The 12748-nt window shown below is 72.3% G+C and carries 14 protein-coding genes; 7 read left to right on the plus strand and 7 right to left on the minus strand.

Annotated elements, in window-relative coordinates; all coding sequences use genetic code 11:
• The 3 genes from ABD998_RS04535 to ABD998_RS04545 are packed head-to-tail and all read right to left on the minus strand — an operon-like array spanning window position 1 to window position 3334.
• Window positions 1-1893, minus strand: a complete 1893-nt coding sequence (locus ABD998_RS04535) for a YhgE/Pip domain-containing protein (protein WP_345436357.1) — start codon at window positions 1891-1893, stop codon at window positions 1-3.
• Window positions 1890-2714: a hypothetical protein gene (locus ABD998_RS04540; protein WP_345436359.1), complete on the minus strand. Its 825-nt coding sequence runs from the start codon at window positions 2712-2714 to the stop codon at window positions 1890-1892. The genes ABD998_RS04535 and ABD998_RS04540 overlap by 4 nt, the downstream gene beginning before the upstream one ends.
• Complete coding sequence (locus ABD998_RS04545) at window positions 2711-3334, minus strand: TetR/AcrR family transcriptional regulator (protein WP_345436361.1); 624 nt, start codon at window positions 3332-3334, stop codon at window positions 2711-2713. The genes ABD998_RS04540 and ABD998_RS04545 overlap by 4 nt, the downstream gene beginning before the upstream one ends.
• Before the next feature lie 80 nt (window positions 3335-3414).
• Here ABD998_RS04545 and ABD998_RS04550 point away from each other — a divergent pair, with 80 nt between their 5' ends.
• Window positions 3415-3999 (plus strand): 3'-5' exonuclease, encoded by a 585-nt coding sequence (locus tag ABD998_RS04550; RefSeq protein WP_345436363.1) that lies wholly within the window; start codon window positions 3415-3417, stop codon window positions 3997-3999.
• 57 nt (window positions 4000-4056) lie between these two features.
• On the opposite strand, the gene ABD998_RS04555 is transcribed toward ABD998_RS04550, so the two are convergent.
• Both ABD998_RS04555 and glpX read right to left on the minus strand, forming a co-directional pair.
• Window positions 4057-4260, minus strand: a complete 204-nt coding sequence (locus ABD998_RS04555; protein WP_345436365.1) for a UDP-N-acetylmuramyl pentapeptide phosphotransferase — start codon at window positions 4258-4260, stop codon at window positions 4057-4059.
• A 134-nt stretch (window positions 4261-4394) separates the two neighbouring features.
• Window positions 4395-5399, minus strand: a complete 1005-nt coding sequence (gene glpX, locus ABD998_RS04560) for a class II fructose-bisphosphatase (RefSeq protein ID WP_345436367.1) — start codon at window positions 5397-5399, stop codon at window positions 4395-4397.
• Window positions 5400-5578: 179 nt separating this feature from the next.
• Here glpX and fbaA point away from each other — a divergent pair, with 179 nt between their 5' ends.
• A complete protein-coding gene (gene fbaA / locus ABD998_RS04565) occupies window positions 5579-6607 on the plus strand; it encodes a class II fructose-bisphosphate aldolase (protein WP_345436369.1) in 1029 nt (342 codons plus the stop codon).
• A gap of 61 nt (window positions 6608-6668) precedes the next feature.
• Here the strand turns inward: fbaA and ABD998_RS04570 are convergent, their stop codons facing one another.
• Both ABD998_RS04570 and ABD998_RS04575 read right to left on the minus strand, forming a co-directional pair.
• The gene (locus ABD998_RS04570) at window positions 6669-7196 is read right to left on the minus strand and encodes a DUF6264 family protein (RefSeq protein WP_345436371.1); all 528 of its coding nucleotides are present in this window, start codon (window positions 7194-7196) and stop codon (window positions 6669-6671) included.
• On the minus strand, window positions 7193-8254 hold the full coding sequence (locus ABD998_RS04575; RefSeq protein WP_345436373.1) for a 4-hydroxy-3-methylbut-2-enyl diphosphate reductase: 1062 nt from the start codon (window positions 8252-8254) through the stop codon (window positions 7193-7195). The genes ABD998_RS04570 and ABD998_RS04575 overlap by 4 nt, the downstream gene beginning before the upstream one ends.
• A gap of 64 nt (window positions 8255-8318) precedes the next feature.
• Here ABD998_RS04575 and xseA point away from each other — a divergent pair, with 64 nt between their 5' ends.
• Genes xseA through ABD998_RS04600 form a run of 5 tightly spaced genes read left to right on the plus strand, consistent with a single transcriptional unit; the run spans window position 8319 to window position 12557 of the window.
• Window positions 8319-9605, plus strand: a complete 1287-nt coding sequence (gene xseA, locus ABD998_RS04580) for an exodeoxyribonuclease VII large subunit (RefSeq protein ID WP_345436375.1) — start codon at window positions 8319-8321, stop codon at window positions 9603-9605.
• A 12-nt stretch (window positions 9606-9617) separates the two neighbouring features.
• Window positions 9618-9848, plus strand: a complete 231-nt coding sequence (locus tag ABD998_RS04585; RefSeq protein WP_345436377.1) for an exodeoxyribonuclease VII small subunit — start codon at window positions 9618-9620, stop codon at window positions 9846-9848.
• Window positions 9848-10498: a DUF4245 domain-containing protein gene (locus ABD998_RS04590; RefSeq protein WP_345436379.1), complete on the plus strand. Its 651-nt coding sequence runs from the start codon at window positions 9848-9850 to the stop codon at window positions 10496-10498. The genes ABD998_RS04585 and ABD998_RS04590 overlap by 1 nt, the downstream gene beginning before the upstream one ends.
• A complete protein-coding gene (locus tag ABD998_RS04595; RefSeq protein WP_345436381.1) occupies window positions 10495-11145 on the plus strand; it encodes a carbonic anhydrase in 651 nt (216 codons plus the stop codon). The genes ABD998_RS04590 and ABD998_RS04595 overlap by 4 nt, the downstream gene beginning before the upstream one ends.
• A gap of 17 nt (window positions 11146-11162) precedes the next feature.
• A complete protein-coding gene (locus ABD998_RS04600) occupies window positions 11163-12557 on the plus strand; it encodes a class II fumarate hydratase (protein WP_345436383.1) in 1395 nt (464 codons plus the stop codon).
• The last annotated feature ends 191 nt before the right edge of the window (window positions 12558-12748 follow it).

The following is a 12748-nucleotide window of genomic DNA, read 5'->3' on the forward strand; positions in this document are numbered from 1 at the left end:
TCAGCCGATGAGCGACGGCCGCAGGTCGCGCAGGGTGCGGTTCCGGGTCATCCTGGTCGTCACGAGCAGCGCGACGGCGAGTGCTCCGAGCAGCCACAGCCCGAGGAATCCCGCGTCGGCCCAGGCGCGGGCCAGGTCGCCGCCGTACATGAGCTGGCGGATGCCGTCGACGGCATGGCTCATCGGCAGCGCCTCGTGCAGTGTCCGCAGCGGGGTCGGGAGGGTCTGGTACGGGAACGTCCCGCCCGCTGTGACGAGCTGCAGCACCATGAGCACGAGCCCCAGGAACTGCCCCACGCTCCCGAGCAGCACGTTCAGCGTGAGGATGATCGCGGCGAACGTCGCCGACGTGAGCGCCATGAAGCCGAGCATGGGCCACGGCTGCGCGACGGAGTACCCGAGAGCGAAGGCGACGACGCAGAACACCACCGCCATCTGCAGGATGCCGAGGGCGGCGGGCGTCGCCCATGCCGCGAGCGTGATCGGGAGCGGCTTCCGCAGCGCCGTGACGGCGCGCTTCGAGTACGGCTTGACGATGAGGAAGAGCGCGTAGATGCCGATCCATGCCGCGAGGCTGATGAAGAAGGGCGCCATGCCCGCTCCGTACGACGACGCCTCCGTGACGGCATCGGACGAGACCTGCACGGGGTCGGAGATCATCGCCGCCGCCGTCGCGCGCTCGTCCTCCGACTGATCGGGGATCTGTCCGACCGCGTCGACGAGCCCGTCGCGCAGCTCGCCGGCACCCGAATCGAGCTCGCCGAGCCCATCGGCGAGCTCGGCGCTGCCGTCCGCCAGCTGCGCGACCCCGTCGGAGAGCTCCGCCGCGCCGGAGTGCGCGCTCGCGACCCCCTCCGCGAGCGCGGGCGTCGCGTCGGCGAGCGCCTGCGTACCCGCTGCGACCTGAGCGCTGCCGTCGGCGAGCGCCTGGATGTCGCCCGCGGCCTGCTGCACGTCGGCGTTCGCCGTCTCGAGGTCGCCGCGGACGGGCGTGACGATGCCGAGCACGGCCTGGATCTGCGTCTCGTCGAGCCCGAGCTGCGTGAGGTCGTCGCGGATGGCCTCCTCGGTCGGCAGGGCAGCGACCGCCTCCGAGATGCGCTGCGCGATCGGCTGCACGGTGCTCGAGAGCTGCGCGTTGCCGGCGGCGACCTGCTGGGCCCCGTCGTTCAGCTGCGCCGTCTGGCCGGGCAGCGCGGCCGTGCCGTCGTCGATCGTCGCGAGCCCGCTCGCGAGGCTCGCCGCACCGTCCGCGGCCGTCGCCGCGCCATCCGCGAGGGTGTCGGCGCCGCTCTTCGCCGATGCCGTGCCCTCGGCCAGCCGGGTCGCTCCGTCCGCGGCGTCCACGAGACCCGAGCGCACGGTGGCGAGCCCGTCGAGGAGCGTGCGGGCCGCCTCCTCCCCGACCTCCTGCGTGAGGCTGTCACGTACGGTCTCGGCGACCTGGTCGCCGATCGTCCCGGCGAGGTAGCTGTTCGAGTCGTTGGTCGTGAGCTCCACCACGGCCCGCTCGGGATCGTCGCCGGCCACCGAGGTGAGCGCCTGCGAGAAGTCGGCGCCCAGGGTGACGACGAAGTCGTACTCGCCCGATCGGATGCCGTCGGCCGCCTCGTCCGCCGTCGTGACGTGCCAGTCCATCGACGCGTCCTCGACGAGCTGGTCGCGCACCTGCTCGCCGTAGTTGACGTCCTCGCCGTTCTGCGTCGCCCCCTCGTCCTCGACGACGAGCGCGACGGGCACCTGGTCGAGGTTGCCGTACGGATCGTCGTTGCCCCACAGGTAGAGGCCCGCGTAGAGCACGGGCACGAGCATGAGCGCCGCGAGGGCGAGCGCCGCCATGGGCGTCGCCGTGAGGCGCTTGAGCTCGGTGCGGACGAGCACGGGGATGGTCATCGTTCTGTCTCCTCGGGCGTCTCCGCCTCGGCGGGGTCTTCCTGGCGATCTGCGGGCAGCTCTGCGTGCTGCTCTGCGTGCTGCTCTCCGCTCTGCTCTCGGGCGCGGTCCGGCGCGGGCGCCTGCTCGCCGACGCGCGAGACGTGGACGGGCGCGGCGATCGGGAGCGCGAGCGTGGGCGCGTCGTCCGACGCAGGGCGCACATCCTCGTGCACCTGTCCGTCGGCCTCGGCGACACGATCGGGCGCGACGACGGCGGCGGCCGCCGCGGCGCCCGCGAGCACCACGACCGCGAAGCCGCGATCGGCCCAGCGCACGGCGATGTCGTGCCATCCGCCGGGGTCGCCGCCGTGGCGATCCGGCGAGACGAGCACGAGGGCCTCCACTCCCCGCCCCTGCGCCGCCGTCTCCGCGAGCGCGCGCACGCGGATGTCGGCAGGCAGCTCCCCCATCGGCGTCGCGCGGTGCGCGACGAGGTCGAGGTCGGCGAGCATGCGGCGCGTCGCGCGCCGCGCGCCGCGCACGCCCGCGAAGGCGAGCTCCTCGTGCAGCACGACCGCGAGCGGGAGGTCGTCGGCCGGGGCGCTGACGTCTGGTGCGTCGACGAGGGCGACGGCGCGCCGCAGGCCCCTCGCGTCGGCGCGGCCGTCGAGCGTCGTCTCCCCCGTGTCGGGATGCATGCGCCCTCCGAGGATGAGCGCGAGCACGGTCGGGCGCTGCGCCCCCTCCACGGCCACGACCGTCACCGAGCCCGACTCGGCGTGGACGGTGGTCTCGGGGAGCGCACCGCCCTTCGAGACCCTCTCCGCCGCGATCCTCATCGCGCGTCCCCGTCGACCGCCTCGGCCACCTCGTCGGCGTCCCGCCAGCTCAGCCCGGCCACCCCCAGCGCGGCGACGACGACGAGACGGCGCGCCGACGCGTCGTCCAGCCCCTCGGCGACGGCCTCGTCGAGCACGGCGATCGCCGTCTCCTCGACGAGCCGCACGACGATGCGCGGCTCCACGTCGGAGCGGAAGACCCCCGTCGCCCCTCCGCGGGTGACGGCGTCGCGCAGGGCCGCGCGGATAGGCTCCAGCCCTGCCGCGACCGCGCCCTCGAGCGGGCCGCGGACGATCATCTGCGCGACGAGGCGGACGTGGGCGATCTCGCCCCACAGCGCCGTCCCGATGAGGGCGACGTGGCGGGCGGGATCGTCGTCGTGCACATCCGAGAGCGCTGCCGCGATGCGGGCGGTGCCTCGAGCGACCAGTTCGGCGAGGATCGCCTCCCGCGAGGGGAAGTGACCGTAGAGGGCGCGCCGGCTGAGACCCGCCGCGGACGCGATGGCGTCGATCGACGCCTCCGGGTCGCCGCGGAGGACGCGGGCGGCTGCCTCGAGGATCGCCTCGCGGTTCTGCTGCGCGTCGCGACGGCGGTTGCGAGGAGGAGTCTCTGTCATGTCCCCCAGGGTAATAACATGCACACCGGTGTGCAAGTTATTGCGGCGAGCTCACAGCGAGCATGCGGAAGACTGTCCCGGTGCCCCTCGACTTCACCGCGATCGACTTCGAGACGGCGAACTCGCGACCCGAGTCGGCCTGCCAGGTGGGGATGGCACGCGTGCGCGGCGGGGCCGTCGTCGCGACCGCCTCCTGGCTCATCCGTCCTCCTTCGGGCTTCGACGACTTCGCGCCGTTCAACTCGACGATCCACGGCATCCTCGCCGACCACGTCGTCGACGCGCCCGGCTGGGCCGACCAGCTCGGCGCCCTCCTCGACTTCGCGGGCGACGACCCGCTCGCCGCGCACAGCGCCGAGTTCGACATGGGCGTGCTGCGCCGCACCTCCGCCGCGACGGGGGCCGAGCTCCCGTCTCGCCGGTACATCTGCAGCCTGCAGGTGGCGCGCAAGACCTACGCGCTGCCGTCGTACCGCCTGCCGAGGTCGGCCGAGGCCGCCGGCTTCACGGGGTTCTCGCACCACGACGCGGAGGCGGACGCCCTCGCGTGCGCTCACATCGTGATCGACGCGGCACGGCGCTTCGGGGCGGAAGACGTCGCCTCGCTCGCCGCCGCGGCCGGAGTGCCGCTCGGCATCCTGACAGCGGTCTCGTCCGCCGCGTGACGCGGCCCACGCCGGGGCGGTGCTGAGCAGGGCGTGACGCTCAGCCCGGGATGAAGCTCAGCCCGGGATGAAGCTCAGCAGGGCCACGACGGCGGCCGACGTGACGACGAAGGCGCCGATGTGCCACCACGGGCTCGGCTCGTGATCGGGCGCACGACGCACGCGGAAGAGCACATCGGGGCGCCGGGCGGGGTCCTTCGCGGCCGCGACGACGGCCTGAGCGCCGACGGCATCCTGCTGCGCGGTGTCCTGCACTGCCATGATCCGAGATCGCCTCCCCCGGCGCGTGCTCGAACGCGCCGCGCCTCGTCCATTCTCCCCGATGCGCGGGGCCGGATGGACGAGGGCGCGGTCACGGACGCGTCACGAAACGCTGTGGACACGGGTCGACGGCGTCAGAACCACTTCGATTCGAGGTGGTCCGAGGAGATGCGGCGGAGCGTCCCGGAGTGACCGCGCAGGACGACGCTCTCGGTGTAGACGTAGCCGTCCTTGCGTCGCACGCCCTCGACGAGGGCGCCGTCGGTGACGCCCGTCGCGACGAAGATCGTGTTGCTGCCCGCCACGAGGTCGTCGGCCTCGTACACGCGCCCGATCTCGAGGCCGGCGTCGCGGCCCTTCTGCGCCTCGTCGTCGTCGCGCGGCCACAGCCGACCCTGGATGTGCCCCCCGAGCGCCTTGATGGCGCACGCCGTGACGATCCCCTCGGGGCTGCCGCCGATGCCGACGCACATGTCGGTGCGCGCGTCGTGGCGCGCCGCGTTGATGCCGCCGGCGACGTCGCCGTCGCTCATGAGGCGCGTTCCGGCGCCGGTCGCCCGGATCTCGGCGATGAGCTGCTGATGGCGCGGACGGTTCAGCACCGACACCACCATCTCCTCGACGGGCTTGCCGAGCGCCTTGGCGAGGCGCTGGATGTTCTCCGCGATGGGGAGGCGGATGTCGACGACGCCGACGCCGGCGGGACCCGTGACGAGCTTGTCCATGTAGAAGACGCTCGACGCGTCGAGCATCGTGCCGCGGTCGGAGAGCGCGATGACCGAGAGGGCGTTGTTGCGACCCTCCGCCGTGAGGGTCGTGCCGTCGATCGGGTCCACGGCGATGTCATAGGAGCGGCCCCGGCCCGTTCCGACGTGCTCGCCGTTGAAGAGCATGGGCGCGTTGTCCTTCTCGCCCTCGCCGATGACGATGACGCCGTCGAAGTCGACCGTCGACAGGAACGCGCGCATGGCGTCGACCGCCGCCCCGTCGGCCGACTCCTTCGCCCCGCGTCCGATGAAGGGCGCCGAGCGGATGGCCGCCGCCTCGGTCGCGCGCACGAGCTCGAGCGCGATGTTGCGGTCGGGGTGCAGCGGGATGAGGTCCTCAGCGCTGGTGATCTCGTGCGAGTCGGCAGTCATGACCCCGAGCGTAGACCGAGCCTCTCGTGCGGATCGGGTTTCTTGCCGACCCGGAGATCGAAGGATTCAGGATTCTTTCCGCCTGCGCAGAAACCCCCGGCATTCTCGATGCACTCGAGGGAGAAGCCCTCTTCGCTAGGCTGAGACTGCACCCACCACCCCCACGAAGGAGCATCGCAATGCCCGTCGCCACTCCGGATCAGTATGCAGAGATGTTCGACCGCGCGAAGGCAGGCGGCTTCGCCTACCCCGCCTTCAACGTGTCGAGCTCGCAGACGATCAACGCCGTGCTCCAGGGACTCACGGAGGCCGGCTCCGACGGCATCCTGCAGGTCACCACGGGCGGCGCCGACTACTTCGCCGGCCACACCGTGAAGGGACGCGCCACGGGCGCCATCGCCATGGCCCAGTACGTGCGCGAGGTCGCCAAGAACTACCCCATCACGGTGGGCGTGCACACCGACCACTGCCCCAAGGACGCCCTCCCCGGCTTCGTCCTCCCCCTGCTCGAGGTGTCGGAGGAGCGCGTGAAGGCGGGCGGCGAGCCGCTCTTCAACTCGCACATGTGGGACGGCTCCGCGGTGCCGCTCGACGAGAACATCCAGATCGCCGCCGAGCTCCTCCCCCGCATCAAGAACATCAACGCCATCCTCGAGATCGAGGTCGGCGTCGTGGGCGGCGAGGAGGACGGCGTCGCGCACGAGGGATCGAACGATGCGCTCTACACGACCGTGGCCGACGTCACGAAGGCCGTCGAGGCCCTCGGCCTCGGCGAGCAGGGCCGCTACATCGCGGCACTCACCTTCGGCAACGTGCACGGGGTCTACAAGCCGGGCGGCGTCAAGCTCCGCCCCGAGCTGCTCGGCGAGATCCAGGAGGGCATCGCGGCGCGCTTCGGCACGGGCGAGAAGCCGCTCGACCTCGTCTTCCACGGCGGCAGCGGCTCGTCGGATGACGAGATCGCCCTGGCCGTGGCGAACGGCGTCGTGAAGATGAACATCGACACCGACACGCAGTACGCCTTCACGCGCTCCGTCGCGGGCTACATGCTCTCGAACTACGAGGGCGTCCTGAAGGTCGACGGCGAGGTCGGCAACAAGAAGCAGTACGACCCGCGCGCATGGGGCAAGGTCGCGGAGTCGGCCATGGCCGCCCGCGTGCTGGAGTCGACGAAGCAGCTCGGCTCGTTCGGCAAGTCGCAGAGCTGACGCGAACGCGAATGCGAACGCCCCCGGTCGATGACCGGGGGCGTTCGCATTCGCGACGATCTCAGCCGAGCTGGTCCTGCATGCGCAGGAGCGCATCGACCACGGCGGGGTCGCCGACCAGCGGGAGCACGACGAGCAGGCTCGCGAGCAGGTTGAAGACGACGGCGCCCGCGATCGGGACCCAGAACGACAGCCGCCCGCGACGGATCATGCGCCATGACAGCGCGGCCGTCGCGATCCATCCCGCGGCGAGCGCGACGACGGCCGCCACGCCCCAGCCGCGCAGCGCGCCAGGATCGCTCAGCTCGACGTCGAGGCCCATGGCGGCGAGCAGATCGGTCGCGTCGAGCATGAGAGGGATCGACTGCACGATGGAGAAGATCCCGTAGACGAGCATGGCGACCGTCGCCGCCCGGTCGACGAGCCGCCCGGTGCCCGGCTTCGCGGGCTCGGGCTGCGGAGGTGCCGCGGCGGGCGGCACGGGAGCCGACGAAAGCGGCGCATCGGGAGGCATCCCCATCCGCGCCCTCTGCTCCTCCGGCGAGGCGTACTGCCCGAACTGCGGGGCGGGTCGCGGGTCGTCGCTCACGCGCGCGATCGCCCGCCGACGGCGCGGGCGTCCTTCCGACCGGAGGGGTCCTGGCGCAGCTCCTTCGGGAGCGAGAACATGAGGTCCTCCTCCGCCGTCCGCACCTCCTCGACGTCGCGGTAGCCCGCGCCGGCGAGCGCGTCGAGCACCTCCTGGACGAGCACCTCCGGCACCGAGGCGCCGCTCGTGACGCCGACGGATGCGACGCCGTCGAGCCACTCCTGGCGCACCTCGTGCGCGTAGTCCACGCGGTATGCCGCCTTCGCCCCGTACTGGAGGGCGACCTCCACGAGGCGCACGCTGTTGGACGAGTTGGCGGAGCCTACGACGATCACGAGGTCGGCATCCCTCGCGACCTTCTTGATCGCGACCTGCCGGTTCTGCGTGGCGTAGCAGATGTCGTCGGACGGCGGGTTGTGGAGCTCGGGGAAGCGCGCGCGCAGGCGCTCGACCGTCTCCATGGTCTCGTCGACCGAGAGCGTCGTCTGCGACAGCCACACGAGACGCGAGGGGTCGTCGACCTCGATGGTGTCCGCCTCCTCGGGGGAGTTGACGATCGTGACGTTGTCGGGCGCCTCGCCCGCCGTCCCCTCGACCTCCTCGTGGCCCTCGTGCCCGACGAGCAGGATGTGGAAGTCGTCGCGCGCGAAGCGGACGGCCTCGCGGTGCACCTTCGTCACGAGCGGGCACGTCGCGTCGATCGCCTGCAGCCCGCGGTCGGCCGCGGCGTCCACGACGGCCGGGGAGACGCCGTGCGCGCTGAAGACGACGTGCGCGCCCTCCGGCACCTCGTCGACCTCCTCGACGAACACCGCGCCCTTCGCCTCGAGCTCGCGCACGACGTGGATGTTGTGCACGATCTGCTTGCGGACGTACACGGGCGCCCCGTACCGGTCGAGCGCCTTCTCCACCGTGATCACGGCCCTGTCGACGCCCGCGCAGTACCCCCGCGGGGCCGCGAGCAGCACGCGCTTGCGTCCGGGCACCGGGTTATCCTGAAGGCGCACGGTCCGCCCCGGCACACGCGGCACGGGCAGGGAGATGGCGGTCGAGCTCATAGGTCGATCCTACGTGCGCCCGCTGGGCGGGGGCCGGGTGGCGGCCCCGACCCCCCGAGGAGACATGACGACGTTCCAGCCGGAGACCGCCGAGGGCGAGCCCCCTCCCGCCGACTCCGTCGCGCCCCGCGACTCGACGTCGCAGGCGCCGACGTCGGTGGCCCGTCTCAACCAGACGATCAAGGGCTTCATCGAGCGATGGGGCTCGGTGTGGGTGGAAGGCGAGATCACGGCGTGGAACGTGCGCGGCGGCGCCGTCTTCGGCCGCATCAAGGACCTCCGCTCCGACGCGCAGATCTCCGTGCGGCTGTGGTCGAGCGTGCGCGCCCGTGTGCCCGGCGACCTCAAGACGGGCGACCACGTCGTCGCGTGCGTCAAGGCCGACTACTACCCCCGCGGCGGCGACATGTCGTTCCAGGTCTCCGCCATGCGCCACGTCGGCCTCGGAGAGCAGCTCGAGCGGCTCGAGCGGCTCCGCGCGCAGCTCCGCGCGGAGGGGCTCTTCGACCCGCAGCGGAAGAAGCCGCTCCCCTTCCTCCCCCACGGGATCGGCCTCATCACGGGCGAGCGCTCGGACGCGGAGAAGGACGTGCTGCGCAACGCCGAGCTGCGGTGGCCGCGCGTGCGCATCCGCACGGCGTACGCCGCCGTGCAGGGCGAGCGGAGCGTCCCCGAGATCCTCGCCGCGCTCGCGCAGCTCGACGCCGACCCCGAGATCGACGTCATCGTCATCGCCCGCGGCGGCGGCGATCCGCAGACGCTCCTCGGCTTCAGCGACGAGCGCCTCCTGCGCGCCGTGGCGGCCGCGCGCACGCCGGTCGTGAGCGCCATCGGACACGAGAACGACCGCCCCCTGCTCGACGACGTCGCCGACCTGCGCGCATCGACTCCGACCGACGCCGCCAAGCGCATCGTCCCCGACGTGGGCGAGCAGCGCGCCCTCGTGCTGCAGCTGCGCGCGCGGCTGACGGGGCGGCTGCAGCAGAGGGTCCAGCACGACATCTCCCAGCTCGAGCACCTGCGCTCCCGGCCCGTGCTGCGCTCCCCCGAGCGGTCCGTCGAGCAGCGCGAGCAGGAGGTCCTCCTGCTCGCGGCGCGAGGACGCGACATCGCCTCCCGAGGACTGGAGGACGCGGGCCGCCGGACGGCGGAGCTGCGCGCGTCCCTGCGCGCTCTGTCGCCGCAGGCCACACTCGCCCGCGGATACGCGATCGTGCAGGACGCCGACGGCTCCGTGCTGCGCGATGCCGCCGACGCCCCGGCCGGCAGCCGCCTGCGGATCGCCCTGGAGAGGGGGGCCGTCGCGGCCGTGTCCGAGGGCGCGGCGGGCGCGCGCCCGGCGTCCTCGTAGGATGGAAGCGCTATGACCGAACAGGCACCGCCCGCCGACGTCGACTCCCTCTCCTTCGAGCAGGCCAGAGACGAGCTCGTCCGCGTCGTCGCCGAGCTCGAGCAGGGCGCGCCCACGCTCGAGCACTCGCTCGCCCTCTGGGAGCGCGGAGAGGCCCTCGCACGCCGCTGCGAGGACTGGCTGGCGGGAGCCAAGCGCCGTCTCGACGCCGCACGCGATCACGCCTCCGAGGGCGGCGTCTGATGGCCGGCGAGCCGCGCGTCGTCGCGCACCTCGGCCGCCCCGAGACGCCAGAGGAGACCGCGGCCCGCAAGGCGGAGTCGTCGCGCAACTACCGCGGCAGCCAGACCTTCCGCAACCTCATCGTCGCCCTCCTCGTGTCCCTCGCGATCGTCGTCGTCATCGTATGGGGCGTCCCGCGCGGATCCGCACCGGAGCGCGCCGAGATCGACGTCGCCGAGGTGGCCGCCTCCGTCGCCTCGACCGTGACCGGACCCGTCGTCGTCCCTGAGACGCCCGAGGGATGGACCGTCAACCTCGCGCGGTTCGAGAGCGGCGCCGTCGACACGTGGAACGTGACGTACGGCACGACGGGCCCCGACTTCCTCCGCTTCACGCAGGCGTTCGGCGCCGACGCGACGTGGGCCGCCCAGCGGCTCGACGGCGCGGCTCCCACAGGCAGCGTCGACGTCGACGGCATCACCTGGGACGTCTACGAGATCTCGAACGCGGCCGACCACGCCAACATCTCCTATGCGCTCGGCCTGCAGGCGGGCGCGGATCACGTGCTGCTGTACGGCTCGTCGTCCGCGGAGAAGACGGCGGAGCTGGCGGCCTCGCTGAGCGGCCAGCTCGCCGAGACGACCGGAACGGACGAAGGGACCACGGAATGACGGAGCAGATCACCCCCGCCCAGGCATGGGAGCAGATGCGCGCGGGCAACGAGCGCTTCGTGGCGGGCACCCCCGCCCACCCCCACCAGGACGTCCAGCGGCGCGCCGACCTCGCGAGCGGGCAGACCCCCATCGCGGCGCTGTTCGGATGCTCGGACTCCCGCCTGTCGGCCGAGATCATCTTCGACCTCGGGCTCGGCGACCTGTTCGCCGTCCGCAACGCCGGCCAGGTGCCCGGCGAGTCGATCATCGGCTCGCTCGAATACGCCGTCGAGGTGCTGAAGGTCCCCCTGCTCGTCGTCCTCGGACATGACGCGTGCGGCGCCGTGCGCGCCGCGATCGACAGCACGCGCCTGGACGCCCCCGCCCTGCCGCCCCACATCTGGCGGCAGATCTCGCCCATCGTCCCCGCCGTCCACGCGGCGTTCCGGGAGACCCCGGGTGCGACGCCGGAGTCGGTCGACGCCGATCTCGTCGGCCGTCTCCACCTGCGCGAGACGATCACGGCCATCCTGCAGTCGTCCGAGCTCATCTCGACGGCCGTCGCCGAGGGCCGTCTCGGGATCGTGGGCGCGAACTACCGTCTCGCGGAGGGCACGGCCGTGCCCGACGTCGTCCTGGGCACCGCGACGGACGCGGCCGCCTGAACCGGAGGGAGAGGTCAGTGACCGAAGTCGAGTACCGCATCGAGCACGACACCATGGGCGAGGTGCGCGTTCCCGTGAACGCGCTCTACCGCGCGCAGACCCAGCGCGCCGTGGAGAACTTCCCGATCTCCGGGAAGGGCCTGGAGTCGCGTCAGATCGCCGCGCTCGCGCGGATCAAGAAGGCCGCCGCCCTGGCGAACAAGGAGCTCGGCACGCTCGATGCCGCCATCGCCGACGCCATCGCCGCCGCAGCGGACGACGTCGTCACAGGCGCGCACGACGACCAGTTCCCCGTCGACACGTACCAGACCGGGTCAGGCACGTCGTCGAACATGAACATGAACGAGGTGCTCTCGACGCTCGCGACCGAGAAGCTCGGCGCGCCGGTGCACCCGAACGACCACGTCAACGCGTCGCAGTCGTCCAACGACGTCTTCCCCACCTCCGTGCACGTCGCGGTCACCGAGGCGCTCATCGCCGACCTCGTTCCCGCGCTCGACCACCTCGCGACGGCGTTCGAGGACAAGGCAGAGGCCTGGAAGAGCGTCGTGAAGTCGGGGCGCACCCACCTGATGGACGCGACCCCGGTGACGCTCGGCCAGGAGTTCGGCGGCTACGCGCGCCAGATCCGCCTCGGCATCGAGCGCGTCCAGGCGTCCCTGCCGCGCGTCGCCGAGGTGCCCCTCGGCGGCACCGCCGTCGGCACGGGCATCAACACGCCGCTCGGGTTCCCGCAGAAGGTCATCGCCCTGCTCGCCGAGGAGACGGGCCTGCCCATCACCGAGGCGCTGGATCACTTCGAGGCGCAGGCGAACCGCGACGGCCTCGTCGAGGCCTCCGGCGCATTGCGCACGATCGCGGTGTCGCTCACGAAGATCAACAACGACCTGCGCTGGATGGGCTCCGGCCCCAACACCGGCCTCGGCGAGCTGCACATCCCCGACCTGCAGCCGGGATCGTCGATCATGCCGGGCAAGGTCAACCCCGTCGTGCCCGAGGCCGTGCTGATGGTCAGCGCGCGCGTCATCGGCAACGACGCGACCATCGCGTGGGCGGGCGCGTCGGGCGCCTTCGAGCTCAACGTCGCCATCCCCGTGATGGGGACGGCCCTGCTGGAGTCGATCCGCCTGCTCGCGAACGCCTCGCGCGTGCTCGCCGACAAGACCGTCTCGGGCCTCGAGGCGAACGTCGAGCGCGCGGCGGCCTTCGCCGGCATGTCGCCGTCGATCGTGACGCCCCTCAACAAGGTCATCGGCTACGAGGCCGCGGCGAAGATCGCCAAGCACGCCGTCGCGAAGGGCGTCACCGTGCGCGAGGCGGTCATCGACCTCGGATACGTCGAGCGCGGCGAGATCACGGAGGAGCAGCTCGACGAGAAGCTCGACCTGCTCTCGATGACGCACGCGGGCTGACGCCGCATCGGATGGGCCCGGAGCACGGCGCGTGCTCCGGGCCCTTCCGTGCTCCTGGCCCTTCTTCGCTCCGGGACTGCCCGGGTCGTCATGCGCCGTTCCGGCGGATGTCACCTTCCGGACACCTCGTGTCGCTGGGCTGACAGGGCGGGCGATCCGAGCCCGGCCGATGAGGCACGTCCCCTCTCCTG

The sequence above is a fragment of the Microbacterium gilvum genome, from assembly GCF_039543865.1.
GTDB lineage: Bacteria > Actinomycetota > Actinomycetes > Actinomycetales > Microbacteriaceae > Microbacterium > Microbacterium gilvum.